Annotated in this window: 13 protein-coding genes; 6 read left to right on the top strand and 7 right to left on the bottom strand. The window is 68.2% G+C overall.

The genetic code is table 11. The annotated features are described in order from the left end of the window. Positions 1–115 precede the first annotated feature (115 nt). Positions 116–1,459, top strand: coding sequence for a 30S ribosomal protein S12 methylthiotransferase RimO (rimO, locus tag AC0IXR_RS14590; protein ID WP_471761257.1), 1,344 nt, complete (start codon positions 116–118; stop codon positions 1,457–1,459). Between the two features lie 90 nt (positions 1,460–1,549). On the opposite strand, the gene AC0IXR_RS14585 is transcribed toward rimO, so the two are convergent. The 3 genes from AC0IXR_RS14585 to AC0IXR_RS14575 form a co-directional block, all read right to left on the bottom strand. Next, the gene (locus AC0IXR_RS14585) at positions 1,550–1,756 is read right to left on the bottom strand and encodes a hypothetical protein (RefSeq protein ID WP_056425741.1); all 207 of its coding nucleotides are present in this window, start codon (positions 1,754–1,756) and stop codon (positions 1,550–1,552) included. A 73-nt stretch (positions 1,757–1,829) separates the two neighbouring features. Beyond that, positions 1,830–2,462 carry a bifunctional nicotinamidase/pyrazinamidase gene (gene pncA, locus AC0IXR_RS14580; RefSeq protein ID WP_471761256.1) on the bottom strand — a complete coding sequence of 211 codons (633 nt, stop codon included), beginning with the start codon at positions 2,460–2,462 and terminating at the stop codon, positions 1,830–1,832. Positions 2,463–2,574: 112 nt separating this feature from the next. Next, positions 2,575–3,549, bottom strand: coding sequence for a quinone oxidoreductase family protein (locus AC0IXR_RS14575; RefSeq protein WP_471761255.1), 975 nt, complete (start codon positions 3,547–3,549; stop codon positions 2,575–2,577). 193 nt (positions 3,550–3,742) lie between these two features. Between AC0IXR_RS14575 and AC0IXR_RS14570 the strand changes: the two genes are divergently transcribed. Next, positions 3,743–3,946 (top strand): hypothetical protein, encoded by a 204-nt coding sequence (locus tag AC0IXR_RS14570; RefSeq protein WP_471761254.1) that lies wholly within the window; start codon positions 3,743–3,745, stop codon positions 3,944–3,946. 222 nt (positions 3,947–4,168) lie between these two features. On the opposite strand, the gene AC0IXR_RS14565 is transcribed toward AC0IXR_RS14570, so the two are convergent. Together AC0IXR_RS14565 and AC0IXR_RS14560 are read right to left on the bottom strand one after the other, a co-directional pair. Beyond that, positions 4,169–4,933 (bottom strand): alpha/beta fold hydrolase, encoded by a 765-nt coding sequence (locus AC0IXR_RS14565; RefSeq protein ID WP_471761253.1) that lies wholly within the window; start codon positions 4,931–4,933, stop codon positions 4,169–4,171. Between the two features lie 109 nt (positions 4,934–5,042). Further along, complete coding sequence (locus tag AC0IXR_RS14560; RefSeq protein ID WP_461223474.1) at positions 5,043–6,434, bottom strand: GntP family permease; 1,392 nt, start codon at positions 6,432–6,434, stop codon at positions 5,043–5,045. Positions 6,435–6,630: 196 nt separating this feature from the next. Between AC0IXR_RS14560 and AC0IXR_RS14555 the strand changes: the two genes are divergently transcribed. Further along, complete coding sequence (locus AC0IXR_RS14555) at positions 6,631–7,833, top strand: FAD-dependent monooxygenase (protein ID WP_471761252.1); 1,203 nt, start codon at positions 6,631–6,633, stop codon at positions 7,831–7,833. Between the two features lie 3 nt (positions 7,834–7,836). Here AC0IXR_RS14555 and AC0IXR_RS14550 read toward each other — a convergent pair whose 3' ends face one another. Continuing rightward, positions 7,837–9,117 (bottom strand): patatin-like phospholipase family protein, encoded by a 1,281-nt coding sequence (locus AC0IXR_RS14550; protein ID WP_471761251.1) that lies wholly within the window; start codon positions 9,115–9,117, stop codon positions 7,837–7,839. A gap of 326 nt (positions 9,118–9,443) precedes the next feature. Here AC0IXR_RS14550 and AC0IXR_RS14545 point away from each other — a divergent pair, with 326 nt between their 5' ends. Next, the gene (locus tag AC0IXR_RS14545) at positions 9,444–10,496 is read left to right on the top strand and encodes an HpcH/HpaI aldolase/citrate lyase family protein (protein WP_056425762.1); all 1,053 of its coding nucleotides are present in this window, start codon (positions 9,444–9,446) and stop codon (positions 10,494–10,496) included. A 298-nt stretch (positions 10,497–10,794) separates the two neighbouring features. Then, a complete protein-coding gene (gene hspQ, locus AC0IXR_RS14540) occupies positions 10,795–11,148 on the top strand; it encodes a heat shock protein HspQ (RefSeq protein ID WP_056453784.1) in 354 nt (117 codons plus the stop codon). Between the two features lie 114 nt (positions 11,149–11,262). On the opposite strand, the gene AC0IXR_RS14535 is transcribed toward hspQ, so the two are convergent. Then, positions 11,263–12,036, bottom strand: coding sequence for an invasion associated locus B family protein (locus AC0IXR_RS14535; RefSeq protein WP_056425765.1), 774 nt, complete (start codon positions 12,034–12,036; stop codon positions 11,263–11,265). A 499-nt stretch (positions 12,037–12,535) separates the two neighbouring features. On the opposite strand from AC0IXR_RS14535, the gene AC0IXR_RS14530 reads away from it, so the two are divergent. Further along, a complete protein-coding gene (locus tag AC0IXR_RS14530) occupies positions 12,536–13,771 on the top strand; it encodes an AMP-binding protein (RefSeq protein WP_471761250.1) in 1,236 nt (411 codons plus the stop codon). Positions 13,772–13,825: the final 54 nt, after the last annotated feature.

Below are 13,825 nucleotides of genomic sequence, written 5' to 3'. Positions count from 1 at the left end.
CCGCCGCCCTCGCAACCGCGCGAGGATGGGCGTATAGGGAGACCGCAACCCGGCACCCTCCGCCCCGAGAATCACGGCCGGTCGAGTTTTCCTCGGCCGCGACCGACGAGCGACCATGACCGTACCCGTCACCGTTCCGACCCCGGCGAAAGCCGCGCCCAAGATCTCGTTCGTCTCCCTCGGCTGCCCCAAGGCGCTGGTGGATTCCGAGCGCATCCTCACGCATCTCCGGGCGGAAGGCTATGAGCTCGCGCGCCGGCATGACGGGGCGGACGTCGTCATCGTCAATACCTGCGGCTTCCTCGATTCGGCCAAGGCCGAATCGCTCTCGGCCATCGGCGAGGCCATGGCCGAGAACGGCCGCGTCATCGTCACCGGCTGCATGGGCGCGCAGCCCGAGGAAATTCGCGAGAAATATCCGAACCTCCTCGCGGTGACCGGCCCTCAGGCCTACGAATCGGTGGTCGCCGCCGTGCACGAGGCGGTGCCCCCGGCCCATGACCCGTTCCTCGATCTGGTGCCGCCGCAGGGGGTGAAGCTCACCCCGCGTCATTACGCCTATCTGAAGATCTCCGAGGGCTGCAACAACCGCTGCACCTTCTGCATCATCCCGTCCTTGCGCGGCGACCTCGTCAGCCGGCCGGCCGGCGACGTGCTGCGCGAGGCCGAGAAGCTGGTGAAGGCCGGCGTCAAGGAATTGCTGGTGGTCTCGCAGGACACCTCCGCCTACGGCGTCGATATCCGCTACGCCACGAGCCCCTGGCGCGACCGCGAGGTGCGGGCGAAATTCTACGATCTCTCCGCCGAACTCGGGGAGCTCGGTGCCTGGGTGCGGATGCACTACGTCTATCCCTACCCGCACGTGGACGACGTCATCCCGCTGATGGCCGAGGGCAAGATCCTGCCCTATCTCGACATGCCGCTCCAGCACGCCAGCCCGTCCGTGCTCAAGCGCATGCGCCGGCCGGGCAACCAGGAGAAACAGCTCGAGCGCATTCGGCGCTGGCGCGAGATCTGCCCGGACCTCGCCATCCGCTCGACCTTCATCGTCGGCTTCCCCGGCGAGACCGAGGCCGAGTTCGAGGAATTGCTGACCTGGATCCGGGAAGCCAAGCTCGAGCGCGTCGGCTGTTTCGAATACGAGCCCGTGGGCGGCGCGGTGGCCAACGGGCTCGGCGATCTCGTCCCGCCGGAACTCAAGGCCGAGCGCAAGCGCCGCTTCATGGAGGCGCAGCAGGGCGTCTCGGCCCGCCTGCAGAAGGCGCGCGTGGGCAAGCGCCTGCCGGTCATCATCGATGCCGTCGAGGGCGGTATCGCCAAGGGCCGCTCGAAATACGACGCGCCCGAGATCGACGGCAACGTCCATGTCACCTCACGCCGGCCGCTGCGGGTCGGCGACATCGTCACCGTGAAGATCGAGCGGGCCGACGCCTACGACCTCTACGGCAGCGCGGTCTGACACCGCCCACCAAGTAGCCCCACCGGCCGCGACCGGCGGGGCTTTCTTCGTTAGCCGGGATGTACCTGACCCGTCAGGAATTCTTGCTCGTCAGGAATTCTTGCGCGGGCGGTGGTTCGGATCGATGCCGCCTTCCGGCGTCGTCTCGTTGTCGACGTCGCCTTCGAAGGTCGACTCGCCTTCGAGATCGCGGGGGTCGCCCCCCGACATCGTCATCCCCTTCGAGGTGCCGATTCCGGGATTGCCCTTGAGGTCCGCATCGGTCGGGACGTCGGTCTTCATGTGCTTGTTGGACATGAGCGCTCCATCACAGCTGCGATGACCCGTCAACGCGGCACCCACCGGCCAAGTTACCGCGTATCGTGCCGCATCAGGAATCGATGGACGCGCTGTCGATCCGGGTGATCCCGGCGCGGTCCATCTCGTCCCAGGCGCGGGCGAGCGAGCCGCTCTGGTCGATCGCCCTCACGGCGTCCTCCACCACGACGATGTCGAACCCCGCGCGCCGTCCGTGGAGGGCGCTCCAAGCGACGCAGAAATCCGTGGCGAGGCCACAGAGGAACAGGCGGCTGATGCCGCGTTCGCGCAGGTATCCCGTGAGCCCCGTGGGCGTGACGCCATCGGCTTCGAGGAAGGCCGAGTAGCTGTCCGTATGCGCATGGTAGCCCTTGCGGATCACCAGCTCGGCCTGGTCGGCATGCAGCTCGTCGGAGAGCCGCGCGCCGGGCGAGCCCTGGATGCAATGGTCCGGCCACAGGATCTGTGGGCCGTAGGGCAGATCCATGGTCTCGAACGGGCGTCGCCCGGCATGGCTGGACGCGAAGGAGACATGCCCGGCCGGATGCCAGTCCTGAGTCAGGACCACATGCGGGAACAGGGCGGCGAGGCGGTTGATCGGCGCGATCACCGCATGGCCGTCCGGCACCGCGAGGGCTCCGCCGGGCAGGAAGTCGTTCTGGACGTCGACCACCAGGAGAAGGTCGCGCTCACCTGGGGTCATCATTCGCTTCGTCCTGTCGTCGGGTGATCCCGGGATCGCGGTATCCTTGAATCACGGGATACTCGGATCACGAGATGCCTGAATCAGGAGATTCTTGGATCAGGAGTTTCTTGGATCACGGGGTCATGATCGTGGCGCCGGTGGTCTGGCGTCCGGCCAGATCCTTGTGCACCTGCACCGCGTCGGCGAGTTTCGCCCGTGCATGGACGGGGATCTTCACCGCGCCGCTCGCCACCACGCCGAACAGGTTCTCGGCCATGGAATCGAGGGTGGCCCGCGTCCCCGCATGGGCGAACAGGGAGGGACGCGTCGCGAAGAGCGAGCCCTTCTGGCCCAGCACCGCCAGGTTGAAGTTCTCTACCGGGCCCGAGGCGGAGCCGAAGCTCACGAACATCCCCAGCGGGGCGATGCAGTCGAGGGAGGCCGGGAACGTGTCCTTGCCGACGCCGTCATAGACGACGCGCACGCCCTTGCCGCCGGTGATCTCCCTGACCCGCGCGGCGAAATCCTCGTCGCGGTAGAGGATGACGTGATCGCAGCCATTGGCCCGCGCCAGTTCCGCCTTCTCGGCCGAGCCCACCGTGCCGATGACGGTGGCGCCGATATGCTTGGCCCACTGGCAGGCGATGAGGCCGACGCCGCCGGCGGCGGCGTGGAACAGGATCGTGTCGCCCGGCTTCACCGGGCAGGTCCGGTGCAGGAGATATTCGGCGGTGAGGCCCTTCAGCATCATGGCCGCGGCGGTGTCGTCGTCGACGCCGTCGGCGAGATGCACGGCGGCGCTGGCATTGATCACCACCTCCTCCGCATAGGTGCCCTCGGCCGAACCGTAGGCCACGCGCTCACCCACCCGGAACCCGGTGACGCCCTCGCCGATGGCGGTGACGACGCCCGCGCCCTCCTTGCCGGGGGTGAAGGGGAGCTGCGCCGCCTTGTAGGCGCCCGAGCGGAAGTAGATGTCGATGAAGTTGACGCCGATGGCCGTCTGGCGAACGCGGATCTGGCCGGGGCCGGGCTCGCCGACCGCCACCTCCTCGTAGCGCATCACTTCGGGTTCGCCATACTCGTAGACCCGGATCGCCTTGGGCATCGTCGTCACTCCTCGTCTGTCCGATGGACGCGACATAAGCTGCCGGTATTAAGGGGCAAGTCCGGCGCTGCCGATTGAGGTGCCCGGCCGGAGGCGCGGGCGGCATGGCCATTGCGAAACATCGCCCGCCTCGTGTGAGAGAGGCCGGGCGGCGGCGTTCCCCGGCAACCGCGACGGAGGGTGGCAGCGTTCCATGGAAGAGATCGTCTGGATCAGGCCCGCCGATTACGATCCCGCCGTCGTCGCGGGGCTCGTGTTCCAGCCGGAGCCGGGCCTTCCCGCCTTCGAGGTCATGGACCGCTGCCGGGTGGTGATGATGTTCAAGGCCGGGATCACCTGGGAAATCAGGCCGTTCACGCAACTCACCTTGAAGATCGTCGAGGAGCCGGAAGGCTGAAGTCTTTCACGGGATCCGCGACAGTTCCAGGTCGCGGCGGATCGCCAGGAGGTCGAGGACGGCGAGAACCAGCCAGGGACCTGCGATCCCGATGAAGAATGCCATGTGACCTCTCCTATCCCGGCGATGATCCGGCATCGCCGCATCGGACGATAGGACAGGTCCCGGCGGTCGGCAAACGGCAGGGCGCGGGTCTCGATCCGCCCTGCCCCCGGACGATGGTCAGGGCCGGCCGGCGGCGTCCAGGATCAGCTTCGCGATCGTGTCGGGCTGGGAGATCAGGGACAGGTGGCTCGCCGTCACCTCGATCGTGGTCGCGCCCATCCTCTTCGCCATGAAGCGTTGAAGATCGGGGTCGATCGTCCGGTCCTCCGTCGAGACCGCGTAGAAGCTCGGCTTCGATCGCCAGGCCGCCTGGGTGGTCCTGCCCGCCAGCAGCGCTTTGGCGAAGGGCTGCTGCACCGCGTAGAGCACCTTCGCCTTCGCCTCGGGAAGGTCGCCGGCGAAATCCCGCAGGAAGGCCGCTTCGCCGAGACGTCCGTACTCGCCGTCGAAGACGATGCCGGCCGTGGCGGGCGGTGTCGGAAACGTCCTGGCCAGGGCGGCGTAATCCTCTCCCGCATCGGGGGCGCGTGCCGCCACGTAGACGAGGGCCGACACGTTGGGGGCGATGCCGGCTTCCGTGATGATCATTCCGGCGAAGGAATGCCCGACGAGCACGGTCGGCCCGTCCTGCCGCGCCAGCACCCGCCGCACCGAGGCCACCGCCTCGTCGAGGGTGGTCAGCGGGTTCTGCACTGAGGTGACGGTCAGGCCCGTCGCCTGCAGCCGCCCGATTACCTCCGACCAGCACGACCCGTCGGCGAACAGGCCGTGGACGAGGACCACGTTGCGCGCCGGCGGGACCGGTGCGGCCAAGGCCGGGCCGTGCAGAAGCGGGACGACTGACGCGGCGATGGACAGCCTCAGGAAAGAGCGGCGATCCATCGGGGGCTCCTCTGACGGCGACAGATTCGGTATTGACCGCGCCTTCGCGGGGAAAGTCCAGGCGCGGCTCGAAACTCTGCCCGCCGGGATGATCGCCCTCCGGCCCGCCTCAGACCAGCCCGGTCAGGTAATAGACCCCGATGACCAGGAAGACCGCGCTCGTCTTCAGCAGCGTGATCGCGAAGATGTCGGCATAGGCCTGCCGGTGGGTCAGCCCCGTCACCGCGAGCAGGGTGATGACCGCGCCGTTATGGGGCAGCGTGTCCATGCCGCCGCTCGCCATGGCGGCGACCCTGTGCAGCACCTCCATGGGGATGCCGGTGGCCTGGGCCGCCGCGATGAAGGTGGAGGACATGGCGGCGAGCGCGATGCTGAGCCCTCCGGAGGCCGAGCCGGTGATGCCGGCCAGAGCCGTCACCGTCACCGCTTCGTTCACCAGCGGATTGGGGATCGCGGACAGCGCCTCGCGGATGACGATGAAGCCCGGCAGGGCCGCGATGACCGCGCCGAACCCGTATTCGGAGGCGGTGTTCATGGCGGCGAGCAGCGAGCCCGCCACCGCCGCGCGGCTGCCCTCTGCGAAGCTCTTCGAGACCGGCCTCCAGGCGAAGACGAAGACCGTGAGGATGCCGGCCAGCAGCGCCAGTTCCACCGCCCAGATCGCCGTGACGGAGGACAGGGTCGTGACGATCGGCTTGTCGAGCCCCGCAAGCATGGTCTCGGTCTTCGCCCCGTAGAGGCGCGGGATGAGCGCGGTGAAGGCGAGGTTCGAGAGGCCGACCACGACGAGCGGCAGAAGCGCCACCAGGGGATGCGCCAGGGCTTCGTCGGAGACGGGCGTCGGCTCGTTGCTGTGGCCGCTGCCGTAGCCCTCTCCCCTGGCCTTGGCCGAGGCGATGCGCCGGTCGAGATAGGCGACACCCGCGACGAGGATAAAGGCGGCGCCGATCAGCCCGAGCCAGGGGGCCGCCCAGGTGTTGGTGCCGAAGAAGGTGGTGGGAATGATGTTCTGGATCTGCGGCGTGCCGGGCAGCGCGTCCATCGTGTAGGAGAAGGCGCCGAGCGCGATGGTGCCGGGGATGAGGCGCTTCGGGATCTCGCTCAGCCGGAAGGCTTCCGCCGCGAACGGATAGACCGCGAACACCACGACGAAGAGCGAGACGCCGCCATAGGTGAGCAGATTGCAGACCAGCACGATGGAGAGCACGGCCCGGCGCGGGCCGACGAGATCGATCACTGCCGTGACGATGGAGCGCGAAAAACCCGACAGTTCGATGACCTTGCCGAACACCGCGCCGAGGAGGAAGACCGGCAGGTACAGCTTCACGAAGCCGACCATCTTCTCCATGAACAGGCCGGAAAAGACCGGCAGCACGGCGGACGGGTCGGTGAGGAGCACGGCAAGCAGTGCCGCCACCGGGGCGAACAGGATGACGCTGAAGCCGCGATAGGCGACGAGCATCAGGAAGCCGAGCGCCAGCAGCGCGATGGCGAGGCTCATGACGACGCTCTCATGATGGGGCAACCTCCGGGCACTCTGCCCCTGTCGAGACGCACAGCTGATGCTAGAAGCCGCAGCGTGGCAATGCCACAGCGAGGTGACCCGAGACGGACGGCACCTATTTGAAACGGCAGCGGTCCGGTCGGTGCCGCTTCGACTGGTCTGGTGAGGGTGCCCCTCGCCGAGGAGCGATGACATGAAGCCGTCCTCTCCCCGTTTCGACGTGGCCGTCGTCGGCGCAGGTGCGGCCGGGCTCGGTCTCGCCCTGGCCCTGGCGCGCGAGGGCATCGCCACGGCCCTCGTCGGCCGCCACGCCCCCGTCGCCGACGGACGCACGGTCGCCCTCCTCGACGGATCCGTGCGTTTCCTCCGCGCGCTGGGGGCCTGGGCGGAGGTGGCGCCGCATGCGGCACCCCTGGCCGAACTCCACATCGTCGACGATACCGGTAGCCTGTTCCGTCCGCCGCCGGCCCGGTTCGTCTCCACCGAAATCGGCCTCGACGCCTTCGGCTGGAACGTGGAGAGCGCCCGCCTCGTGGAATCGTTGCGAGCGCAGGCCCGGTCGGCTCCCGGCCTGACCCTGTTCGAGAGCGACGCGGTGGGGCTGGAACGGGATGCCGACGAGGCGCGGATCCTCGTTGGGGAAGGGGCCGCCGTCGCGGCGCGCCTCGTCGTCGGTGCGGACGGAGCCCGCTCGCGCATGCGGGAGCAGGCCGGCATCGCCACCAAGGACTGGTCCTACCCGCAGGCCGCCATCACCACCTTGCTCGCCCATGAGCGTCCCCACCGGGACGTCTCCACCGAGTTCCATACCCGGCAGGGGCCGTTCACCCTGGTCCCCCTCCCCGGCGGGCATCGTTCCAGCCTCGTCTGGGTCACCGGCGCGGGACCGGCGCGGCGCCTCTCCGAACTGGAGGATGCCGACCTCGCGCGCGCCATCGAGAACCAGGCCCAAGCCATGCTCGGTGCCATGCGCATCGACGGGCCGCGCGGGCTCGTGCCGATGCGCGGCCTCTCCGTCGCCTCCCCGGTCGGGCCTCGCATCGCGCTTATCGGCGAGGCGGCCCACGCCTTTCCGCCCATCGGAGCGCAGGGGCTCAATCTCGGCTTGCGCGATGCCGCGGCGCTACGCGACAGCGTCCTGGCCGCGACCGCGGACGGCCGCGATCCGGGCTCGCGCGAGGCTTTGTCCGGGTTCGCCCGTTCGCGGGCACTGGATGCCCGCCTGCGCACGGCTGCGGTGGATACGCTCAACCGCAGCCTGCTCAGCTCCCTGATCCCCGTCGATGCCCTGCGCGGGCTCGGCCTGCTGGCCATGACCACGATCGGGCCGCTGCGCCGCGTCGTCATGCGCGAGGGTGTGCTGCCGCGCCTCGGCGCCCCCGCGCTGATGCGGTGACGGTCAGCGTCGGGCGAGGCTCGTCGGCGCGTCCGCCGCACCGAAACGGTCGCCGGTCGATCCGGTGGGGATCGAGGCGGCGGGCGTTCCGCGGCTGAAGGCGGTGCCGTCCCGCCCAAGGCGCTCGCCATGGGCGAACAGGGCCTTCATGTAATCCTGGTCGAACGGCGCCGAGGTGGTGCGCGTGAACCGGTTGTCGATCTGGGCCACGTCGAGATCGAGGCCGTTACGCTCGGCGAAGCTCTCCGTCAGGGCGAGCGCCGCACGGGTCTGCGCCTTGATCGCGGCCGACATTGCGCGGCCGAGCACGCTCAGGGTCGTGCGTGTGGCCATCTGGAAGTCCGGCGTCACCGTGTTGTTGACGACGAGATAGACCGTGCTCGTGGGAAGCCTCACCTTGGCCTTGCCGAGGATCGCGGCTTCCGGCGCCAGGTAGAACGGCGCAGTGGTGCCGCCATCCGCATGCATCTCTTGGAAATGCTTCCCGTCCGTACCGACCACGTCGATCATCACCGGCGGGAACACGCCCGGCACCGCCGAGGAGGCGAGGATGATCGCGCGGAACAGGTCGAGCGCCTTCGGGCTGCCCTCGGAGGCAATGGCGCCCATGTCCCACAGGACGGGGCGTTCGCTGTCCACTGCCGTGGTCGCCACCAACAGGCGACGTCCCTTGGCGTGCTCGGCAGCGATGTCGGTGAGGAGCTTGCCCGTCACCATCCGTTCGATCCGGCGCTTGAGCGGCCAGGTATCGGTCAGGGCTTCGTTGGTACCGCCGAATTCGAAGACGTCGGCGGCCGAGATCTCCGTATAGGCGTGCGCCAATGTCGCATCGGCGCTGGATCCGAGGAAGGCGAAGGGCGCGATCATCGCCCCCGTACTGACCCCGGTGATGATTCCGAAAGCGGGCCGGTTGCCGGCCTTCGACCAGCCGTTGAGGAGACCGGCGGCGAAGGCTCCGTTCTCGCCGCCGCCGGACAGGACCAGCCACGGATCGGACGCGGCACCCGCGCCGTCGATGAGATTCTGGAAGGCCTTGGTGTCGTCGGCTGGTATCCGGAGATGGCCCTTCAGGCCGTCGGGCCTGGCATCGGCCGCATCACCGGCCGTGAACGCGACCCGTTCGGATGATCTCGCTGGCGATGACTTCGAGGATTCTTTGAGAGGAGCGGATCTCGCCGGTGCGCCCGCATGGGCCGGAGCGGCCTCGACCGGTCCGGCGATGCCGAGCATGGCCACCATGCTGGCCGCATAGAAGAGACCGTGTCGGCTGGATGATCCGGACATGAGAGAGTGTCCTTGGTAAGTCTCGAAACGCCCGCCTCTGCTGCGAGAACCCGGCGTCGACCGGCCGGTTCCGGTCCGTGGACCCTCCCCTTGCGTCGAACATGCGCCAGCGCACGTCGTTGGGAAAGCGGTCTCCTCCGAAAACCCGCCTTTACGCGGGGGGTAACCTTGACTAACCGCTTCGAGGCTAGAGCATCATCCGGAAAGTCAGATCTGGTTTTCGGTAAAGATGATGCGGTGCCAACACCCTAGGTCGACGACCTGAATACGATATGCAGGTCGTCGACCCGGTCCAACGACTATCCATAGCCGGAGCCCGAGTCCCGATGAAACTACCGCGCCGCTTCTTCCAGCCGCTCGCCACAGGCGCGCCGGCCCCGTTCCGTGACCTGCCGGTGAAGCTCGAGCGGATGATCCATTTCGTGCCGCCGCACAACGACAAGGTCCGTTCCCGGGTGCCGGAACTCGCCGCCACCGTGGACGTGGTGCTCGGCAATCTCGAGGACGCCGTGCCGGTCGATCAGAAGGAGGCGGCCCGCAAGGGCTTCGTCGCCATGGCGCAGGCCACCGATTTCGCCGCCTCCGGCACCGGATTGTGGACCCGCATCAACGCCCTCAACAGCCCCTGGATTCTCGACGACCTGTTCGAGATCGTGTCCCAGGTCGGGGACAAGCTCGACGTGGTGATGGTGCCCAAGGTCGAGGGACCGTGGGACATCCACTATATCGACCAACTCTTGGCCCAGCTCGAGGCGAAGCACGGCGTCTCGAAGCCGATCCTCGTCCACGCCATCCTGGAGACCGCCGAAGGCGTCGCCAATGTCGACGCCATCGCCTCCGCCTCCCCGCGCATGCACGGCATGAGCCTCGGCCCCGCCGATCTCGCGGCATCACGCGGCATGAAGACCACCCGCGTCGGCGGCGGCCACCCGGATTACCGCGTCATCGCCGACCCGACGAGCGACGGCGCCGCCCGCGCGTCGGCCCAGCAGGACCTCTGGCACTACACCATCGCCAAAATGGTCGATGCCTGCATGGCCAACGGCCTCAAGGCCTTCTACGGCCCGTTCGGCGACTTCTCGGACGGGGATGCCTGCGAGGCCCAGTTCCGCAACGCCTTCCTCATGGGCTGCGCCGGCGCCTGGACCCTGCATCCGAACCAGGTCGCCATCGCCAAGCGCGTCTTCGCCCCCGATCCGGCGGAAGTCGCCTTCGCGGTGCGGATCGTCGAGGCGATGCCGGACGGGACCGGCGCGGTGATGCTCGACGGCAAGATGCAGGACGACGCCACCTGGAAACAGGCCAAGGTCATCGTCGATCTGGCCCGGCTGGTGGCCGAGAAGGACCCAGAGCTCGCCAAGACCTACGGCCTGAAGTGACCTCTGGCCCGAACTGAGATGGCCTTCCCTCTCCCCGCACGCGGGGAGAGGGCTTCATGCCTCCTCGTCGGGGCATGAAGCGAGGCGGCAGCCGAAGGTGAGGGGGCGGCTCAGGCACAGCCTCGTTCGTTCGACCCCCCTCACCGCCGCTCCGGCTTCGCCTCCGCTTCCCGCAGCCACGGATCCCGAAGCGATCGGCCGGATGCCGTCCGAGATCTGCAGACCGAGACGGCTCCTTGCGATGCGGCGTGGCAACGCCGACGATGACAACCTGTCCGACGCATCCTATTTTGGCGTCATGACCGATTTCTCTCCCACCGGAATCCAGACGCGCACCGCCAAGTTCGGCCTCGGCGCCGTGGTGCGCCACCGGATCTACCCGTTTCGCGGCGTCGTCTTCGACGTCGACCCGATCTTCGACAACACCGAGGAATGGTGGCTGGCGATTCCCGAGGAGGTCCGGCCGCGCAAGGACCAGCCGTTCTACCACCTTCTCGCCGAGAACGCGGAAAGCGAGTACGTGGCCTATGTCTCCGAACAGAACCTCATTCCCGACACGTCCGGCGAGGCCCTGCGCCATGCCGGGATTCCGGAGGTGTTCGAGCGGGATTCGGACGGCGCCTACCGCCTTCGGGGCGCTCACGCGAACTGAGTCCCGGACGGGACCCCACATCGCGGAGCCCCCTCATCGACGGTGCGCATGAAAAAGGCCGGGCTCGCCGCCCGGCCTTTTCCTATTTTCACGAAGTGGGTTCGAGGCCCGGTCTCAGGGCTTCGGAGCGGTACCCACGGCGGCAGCGCCGGCGGCATTCTGCTTCTCGAGGTTCTTGCGCATGTCTTCGCTGCGCTTCTCGAGCTCGGCCTGGAGCTTCTTCTGCTGCTCTTCCAGCACCTTCGGATCGACGGCCGGGCCGTCGAAGGCCTTGCCGAAGCCGGTCAGCGGCACGGCGAAGGTCACCTCGCGCTGGGCCTGGTTCTGGACGCTGATGTTGAGGGTGGTGCCCTTCTTGAGCGCGTTCACGAGGTCGTTACCGACATTGCCGGCCTCGGCGAAGCAGCCGTTGGGGAAGCACACGGCGAACTTACCCGGCGTCGCCTGCTGGCCATCGACGGTGAAGCGGATGCCGGGGCCGAGGAGCAGGCCGAGCGGCAGCAGGTAGCGCACCACGCGCACGCTCTGCTGGGCGTTCTTCATGTCGTAGACCGCCACGGCGAGGACCGGCTGGCCCTGGTCGGAGACGAAGTCGCGGGTGGTGTAGCAGACGTCGGTGCTGGTGTTCTGGTCCTTGCCGCAGACCTTGGTCCAATCGGCCTGGGACGGCTCGGACTTTACGTTGACGATCTGCGGGCCGGCCGGCTGCTGGGCGGCCGGGGTCTGGGTGGCCGGCGCTGCCGGGGCCGGTGCGGTCGGAGCGGGGGCCTTGCCCTTCGGAGCCTGGGCGAAGGCCGGTGCCGCCAAGCCCGCATTGCCCATCATGCCGGCCAGGGCGAGAATCGCGGCGGCGCGCATCGGGCGCGCGGGACGGTTGGCAAAGAACATCAGCTCTGACCCCTTGGATATCGCGAATGACGAAGACATGCTGCGGCGCTTGAACCCAGCAGGACGTTTCCTGAACTCGATGATGCGGATCGAAACCCGCGGACGGCGTTCGGCCGAGCCCTCGCCGCCCTGGTTCGCGCGGTCAAGCCCTCGGCGCGCGCAAATCACCCGCTCCTGAACCCTGGATGGCCAATATGGGCCCGCCAGGGTGCCGAACGGGGCGTTCAACGCCTCGAACCCGCTCGAACGACCGGGCCGCCTGCTTCCCTGCGGAATACGGCGAAGACATGACACCTGCGCTGTCCGCCAGATCGCGGATGACCTGTCGGTTGCCCTTTCCAAAGGGCGTTTTTAAGCAAAGTTTAACCCTAACCGTTCATCACCGCAGGGCACGGAAAGTCGATGCACGCGGGGAGTTGAGGCGGAGGTGTCGGCGCAGCCAGCGATCATACCCTTTGGCGACGCTCCTCCCGTCGCCCTTCCGGCGGACAGGCCCGTCGTGCCGAGCCCGCATTCGGATGTGGTCAGGCCCGGCCTCTGCACGTTGCTGGCGGCGACCGCCCATGCCGATCCGAGCCGTGTCGCCTTCATCGATCCCAAGGACAAGGCCGGGTGGTCCGGGCGCAGCCCCATCACCTGGACCTATGGGTCCGCCGCCGAGATCGTCGCGCGCCTCGCCAGCGGGATGAGACAATGGCGGCTGGCCCCGGCGAGCCGTGTGGGCCTGATCGCCGCCGCGGGGTCGGAGACCGTGCTCTCCTACCTGGCCATCGAGGCCGCGGGCCACATTCCCTGCCTCCTACCCCTGACATGGGACGAAGACGCCCTCGTGGCCGGCATCCAGGCCGCCGGTATTCAGGCCGTGCTCACCCAATCCCAAATCGCCGGAATGCTGCCGGCCGAAGGCCTGCGCCGTGTCGCCCTGCGCTATTTCGGCCTGCGCTACCTCGCGGCCTTCGGGCCGGAGGTGCCCGACGGGGTCATCAGTCTCGACGGCATGGTCCTCGATGGACATGGCGGCCCGTTCGCGCCGTCGAGCGCCGGGCTCGTCACTTTCGCCGCTGCCGATCCCACGCAGCCGGTCTATCGCCCGGCGGACGCGCTGATCGCATCGATCGCGGTCCATCTCGCCACGATCCGGATTGCACCACGCGACCGAATCCTGACCCTTCTCGCGCCAGCCGACCTGAGGGGCCTCGTCACCGGCCTCGGCGCCGCCCTCGTGGCCGGGGCCGCGCTCGAAACATGTGGGCCGTTCGACGCCGCCCACCTCGCCGAGGCGCTGGCTCGACCGGGACCGACGCATCTTGTCGTGCCCGCTGCCCTGGAGCGCAATCTCGCGGCGAGCCGTTGCCCTCGCAGCCTCGAATCCGTCACCCTTGCTCACCGGTTGCCGACCCGCCTGACGACGCGGCTGCTGGCACCGGGCGCCGTGCATGGTCCGCGACGGGTGATCGATGTCCTCGCCTTCGACGAGGCGGCCCTCCTCACCGCCTCGCGGGCCGATGGGGACGTCGCCCACTTCCTCGCGGATGCTCATCCGTTGGCACCGTTCCCGGCTCTTCTGGATATCGCCCGTGACGAGGACGGGCGATTCGCTTTCCGGGGCCGTGCCTCAAAAGCCAGCCCCCTGCAACGCGGCATCCCGCCGGAAAAAGCCGCCGATCTGTGGAGGGCCGTCCCATTCGCGGCAAAAATATTTGCCGGACGAGCAACCGAGATCCTTCGCTGCTGACCATCCGGCGGCGTCGTCGTGCCCGAAATTCACCGCTTTCGACGCATGGCACGG

It is taken from the genome of Methylobacterium sp. AC832 (assembly GCF_979256025.1).
This window is presented reverse-complemented; position numbering and strand designations above follow the sequence as displayed.

Bases quoted from the DNA above. Each gene is read 5' to 3' on its own strand.
- AC0IXR_RS14575 (WP_471761255.1), bottom strand. From the start codon at position 3,549: ATGCCCAAGGCGATCCGGGTCTACGAGTATGGCGAACCCGAAGTGATG.
- hspQ (WP_056453784.1), top strand. From the start codon at position 10,795: ATGACCGATTTCTCTCCCACCGGAATCCAGACGCGCACCGCCAAGTTC.
- AC0IXR_RS14550 (WP_471761251.1), bottom strand. From the start codon at position 9,117: ATGTCCGGATCATCCAGCCGACACGGTCTCTTCTATGCGGCCAGCATG.
- rimO (WP_471761257.1), top strand. From the start codon at position 116: ATGACCGTACCCGTCACCGTTCCGACCCCGGCGAAAGCCGCGCCCAAG.
- AC0IXR_RS14565 (WP_471761253.1), bottom strand. From the start codon at position 4,933: ATGGATCGCCGCTCTTTCCTGAGGCTGTCCATCGCCGCGTCAGTCGTC.
- AC0IXR_RS14560 (WP_461223474.1), bottom strand. From the start codon at position 6,434: ATGAGCCTCGCCATCGCGCTGCTGGCGCTCGGCTTCCTGATGCTCGTC.
- AC0IXR_RS14570 (WP_471761254.1), top strand. From the start codon at position 3,743: ATGGAAGAGATCGTCTGGATCAGGCCCGCCGATTACGATCCCGCCGTC.
- AC0IXR_RS14555 (WP_471761252.1), top strand. From the start codon at position 6,631: ATGAAGCCGTCCTCTCCCCGTTTCGACGTGGCCGTCGTCGGCGCAGGT.
- AC0IXR_RS14535 (WP_056425765.1), bottom strand. From the start codon at position 12,036: ATGTTCTTTGCCAACCGTCCCGCGCGCCCGATGCGCGCCGCCGCGATT.
- AC0IXR_RS14545 (WP_056425762.1), top strand. From the start codon at position 9,444: ATGAAACTACCGCGCCGCTTCTTCCAGCCGCTCGCCACAGGCGCGCCG.
- pncA (WP_471761256.1), bottom strand. From the start codon at position 2,462: ATGATGACCCCAGGTGAGCGCGACCTTCTCCTGGTGGTCGACGTCCAG.
- AC0IXR_RS14585 (WP_056425741.1), bottom strand. From the start codon at position 1,756: ATGTCCAACAAGCACATGAAGACCGACGTCCCGACCGATGCGGACCTC.